General features: G+C 67.7%; 4 protein-coding genes. 1 reads left to right on the top strand and 3 read right to left on the bottom strand.

Features of this window, described 5'->3' with window-relative positions:
- On the bottom strand, window positions 1–321 hold a 321-nt coding region (locus tag G3N99_RS36675; RefSeq protein ID WP_206124801.1), incomplete at its 3' end, for a YnfA family protein.
- A 539-nt stretch (window positions 322–860) separates the two neighbouring features.
- On the opposite strand from G3N99_RS36675, the gene proP reads away from it, so the two are divergent.
- Entirely contained in the window at window positions 861–2348 is a 1488-nt protein-coding gene (gene proP, locus G3N99_RS36680; RefSeq protein ID WP_011351590.1) for a glycine betaine/L-proline transporter ProP, read from the top strand.
- A gap of 109 nt (window positions 2349–2457) precedes the next feature.
- Here the strand turns inward: proP and G3N99_RS36685 are convergent, their stop codons facing one another.
- Window positions 2458–2664: a hypothetical protein gene (locus G3N99_RS36685; protein WP_174915255.1), complete on the bottom strand. Its 207-nt coding sequence runs from the start codon at window positions 2662–2664 to the stop codon at window positions 2458–2460.
- Between the two features lie 173 nt (window positions 2665–2837).
- On the bottom strand, window positions 2838–3467 hold the full coding sequence (locus G3N99_RS36690) for a glutathione S-transferase (protein ID WP_206124802.1): 630 nt from the start codon (window positions 3465–3467) through the stop codon (window positions 2838–2840).
- Between the last annotated feature and the right edge of the window lie 271 nt (window positions 3468–3738).

The raw sequence follows: 3738 nt of genomic DNA on the forward strand, positions 1-3738 counted from the left end.
CTGCAGCGCGATGACCGCCATTCCGCCGAGCGCGAGCGCCGCGCCGGCCACGTCCCAGCGGGTCAGCGCGACGCCGTCGACCACCCGCAACCAGACCAGCGCCACCGCGATGTACACGCCGCCGTACGCGGCGTAGGTACGCCCCGCCGCACTCGGGTGCAGCGTCAACAGCCACGCGAACACCGCAAGGGACAGTGCGGCCGGCACCAGCAACCACACCGGCCGGCCCTCCTTCAGCACGAGCCACGGCAGGTAACAGCCGACGATTTCGGCCAGCGCGGTGGCGGCGAACAGCGCCGCGATCCTCATCAGTTCGGTCATCCGGTTCCTCGTGAATTCGGCCCCCGTCACCGGGGGCTGCACGGCCCTGCCGCGCGCCGCCGATCATACCCGAGCCGCCCCCGCCGGACGCCCCGCCTGACGGGCGTTTCCCGGCAATTTGCACGATCATCCGCCATCGTGCTATCATGTCGCCTGTTTCAACATTCAATCTCTGTCTATTCGATTTCGACAGAAGTCCGTCCGCGCGTTGCGGGCCGGCCCTTCGACCGAAATTGCACATACAGGAAAGCCCGCCCGACAGGCCCGCTTTTCTCGTTTCGTTGCCCCTCCGGGGCGCTTGCCGGAACGCCGGACACCGTCCGCACCGGCATCTGCCGCCTGCATCACGCGGCCCATTCTTCATGAGCGCACTGTCGCGACGGCCCATCGGGCCCGCGTCGAAGCAGCCCCTTACGGCCCTTTACCGCCCATAGTGCAGTAAGTGCTTAAAGGTTTGCCCCGACGCGCCGCACTCGACACCGCGCTCGCCGGCAAACCGTGTCGGACGGCCCGCCCGTTCGGCGCAGTCAAAGGAGTGCATGACCTTGACCGCAACACACGTCAGCCCGACCGCTGCTTCTTCCTCCGCTTCGTCGTCCGGCGAAGCCCCGCTCGTCGCGGACGACATAACCGTCGTCGACCAGAGCCTCCTCAAGCGCGCCGTCAGCGCGATGGCCATCGGCAATGCGATGGAATGGTTCGACTTCGGCGTCTACAGCTACATCGCCGTCACGCTCGGCAAGGTGTTCTTCCCGTCCAGCAGCCCGTCCGCGCAGCTGCTCGCGACCTTCGGCACGTTCGCGGCCGCGTTCCTCGTGCGTCCGCTCGGCGGCATGGTGTTCGGCCCGCTCGGCGACCGCATCGGCCGCCAGCGCGTGCTCGCCGCCACGATGATCATGATGGCCGTCGGCACCTTTGCGATCGGCCTCATTCCGAGCTACGCGTCGATCGGCATCATGGCGCCCGTGCTGCTGCTCGTCGCCCGCCTCGTGCAGGGTTTCTCGACCGGCGGCGAATACGGCGGCGCAGCCACCTTCATCGCCGAATTCTCGACCGACAAGCGCCGCGGCTTCATGGGCAGCTTCCTCGAGTTCGGCACGCTGATCGGTTACGTGATGGGTGCGGGCGTCGTCGCGCTGCTCACCGCGTCGCTGTCGCAGGAAGCGCTGCTGTCGTGGGGCTGGCGCGTGCCGTTCCTGATCGCCGGCCCGCTCGGCCTGATCGGTCTCTACATCCGGATGAAGCTCGAGGAAACGCCGGCGTTCAAGCGCCAGGCCGAGGAGCGCGAAGCGCAGGACAAGGCCGTGCCGAAGACGCGCTTCCGCGAAACGCTGATGCGCAACTGGCGTGCCCTGCTGCTGTGCGTCGGCCTCGTGCTGATCTTCAACGTGACCGATTACATGGTGCTGTCGTACCTGCCGAGCTTCATGTCGTCGACGCTGCATTTCGACGAATCGCACAGCCTCGTGCTCGTGCTGATCGTGATGGTGCTGATGATGCCGCTGACGCTCGCCGCCGGCCGCCTGTCGGACCGGATCGGCCGCAAGCCCGTGATGCTCGCCGGCTGCGTCGGCCTGCTCGCGCTGTCGATCCCGTCGATGATGCTGATCCATGCGGGCACCACCGCGTCGGTGTTCGGCGGTCTGCTGATCCTCGGCGTGCTGCTGTCGTGCTTTACCGGCGTGATGCCGTCGGCGCTGCCGGCGCTGTTCCCGACCGAGATCCGCTACGGCGCGCTCGCGATCGGCTTCAACGTGTCGGTGTCGCTGTTCGGCGGCACGACCCCGCTCGTGACCGCGTGGCTGGTCGACGTCACGCACAACCTGATGATGCCCGCGTACTACATGATGGGCGCCGCCGTGATCGGCATCGTGTCGGTCGTCGCGCTCGCCGAAACGGCGCGCCAGCCGCTCAAGGGCTCGCCGCCGGCCGTCGCGTCGCGTCGCGAAGCCCATCAGCTCGTGCGCCAGATGCGCGAGGACGACGAATCGGAGATGTACGGTGTCGTGTCGCCGGCACGCGCCTGAGCGTCGCCCATGAAAAAGCCCCGGCCGAAGCCGGGGCCAGATCGAACCCGATCCGCCCGACCGGCTTGCGCCGGCCGGGCTTTTTTTCATCCATGCGATGCGTGCGCCGTCATGCCTGCGCTTCGCAGTGGCGGCAGAAAATCAGCGCGCGCGAGCGCGACACGGCGGCCTGCGCACCGCGCGCCGCGACGATCAGCCCGACCTGACTCAGATTGAAATCGCGCTCGACCATCAACTGCGTCAGCGCGGCAAGCGGCAACACGAGGGACGGGTGGTACAGGCTCGATTCGATCAGGGCTTTCATCATCGGCTCCATCAGGCAATGCGTGATTCGATGGAGTGGATTCTAGGGACCGGCCGCTTCCGGATAAACAGCACGAATACGAAGTCACTTGTCGGCCGCCGCGAACAATCGGCAAAGGCTTGCCTGGCAAGGCCGAGCGGGCGACGAGGAGCGACGCGGGGCCGCGTCGCGCGCCGCCGCGACGCCTAGACGAGCGGTGTTTCGACGAATGCCGGCAGCGCTTCCGCCCGCGCCGAATGCGCGGCCAGTGCCGGATAACGGGCCGGATCGATCCGCGCGAGCACCGGGTAGTCGGCCGCCATGAACTGCGTGAAGCGCCATGCGACCGCAACCGTCACGTCGGACTGCAGCAGGCGCGCGCCGCCGAACCAGCCGTCCGTGGCCGCGGCGAGCGGCTCCAGTGCGCCGTATGCGCCCTCGATCTGGCTCAGCACGCGTTCGAGCCACGGCGCATGCTGCTTGTCGGCCGGGCGCAGCGCCTGCTCGTAGACGACCTGCACGGTCTTCTCGGCGGCCGCCAGCGCGAAGCCGACCGGCACGAGTACGCGCAGCCGTGCATCGGCGGCATCGGGCAGCAGGCGCCGTTCGGGCGCGACCCGATGATCGAGATAGTCGACGATCAGCGACGAATCGAGCAGTGTCGCGCCGTCGTCGGTCACGAGCGTCGGCGCCTTGACGACCGGGTTGATCGCCCTGAACTGCTCGAAATGACGGAACACCGAGATCGACTCGTGTTCGAACGGGAGGTCGAGCAGCTTCGCCGAAATGGCGACCCGACGCACGAACGGGGAATCCAGCATGCCGATCAGCTTCATCGCGAACGCTCCGCTTGAGGGGAATGGGATCAATGACTGTAGCAGCGTCGCGCGGCATCGCCTATGGCCCGTTCCCGGCAACCACGAGCGGAGGCCCGCGCCACGGACGCGTTTGCCGAAGTGACGGAGCGTGCGCGGCCGACCGTCGCGCCCGTGCGCTCGATGCGCATCAGCCGGACGCGCGCGGGGCTCACGTTGTCCCGCCAGAGTGACCATAATGCAAGTTCACGCCCCTTCCGCCCCAAGGTTCGCCATGTGGTATGCCCTCGTC

Origin of the sequence: Burkholderia sp. Ac-20392, assembly GCF_017104585.1 — a bacterium.
Taxonomy (GTDB): domain Bacteria; phylum Pseudomonadota; class Gammaproteobacteria; order Burkholderiales; family Burkholderiaceae; genus Burkholderia; species Burkholderia lata.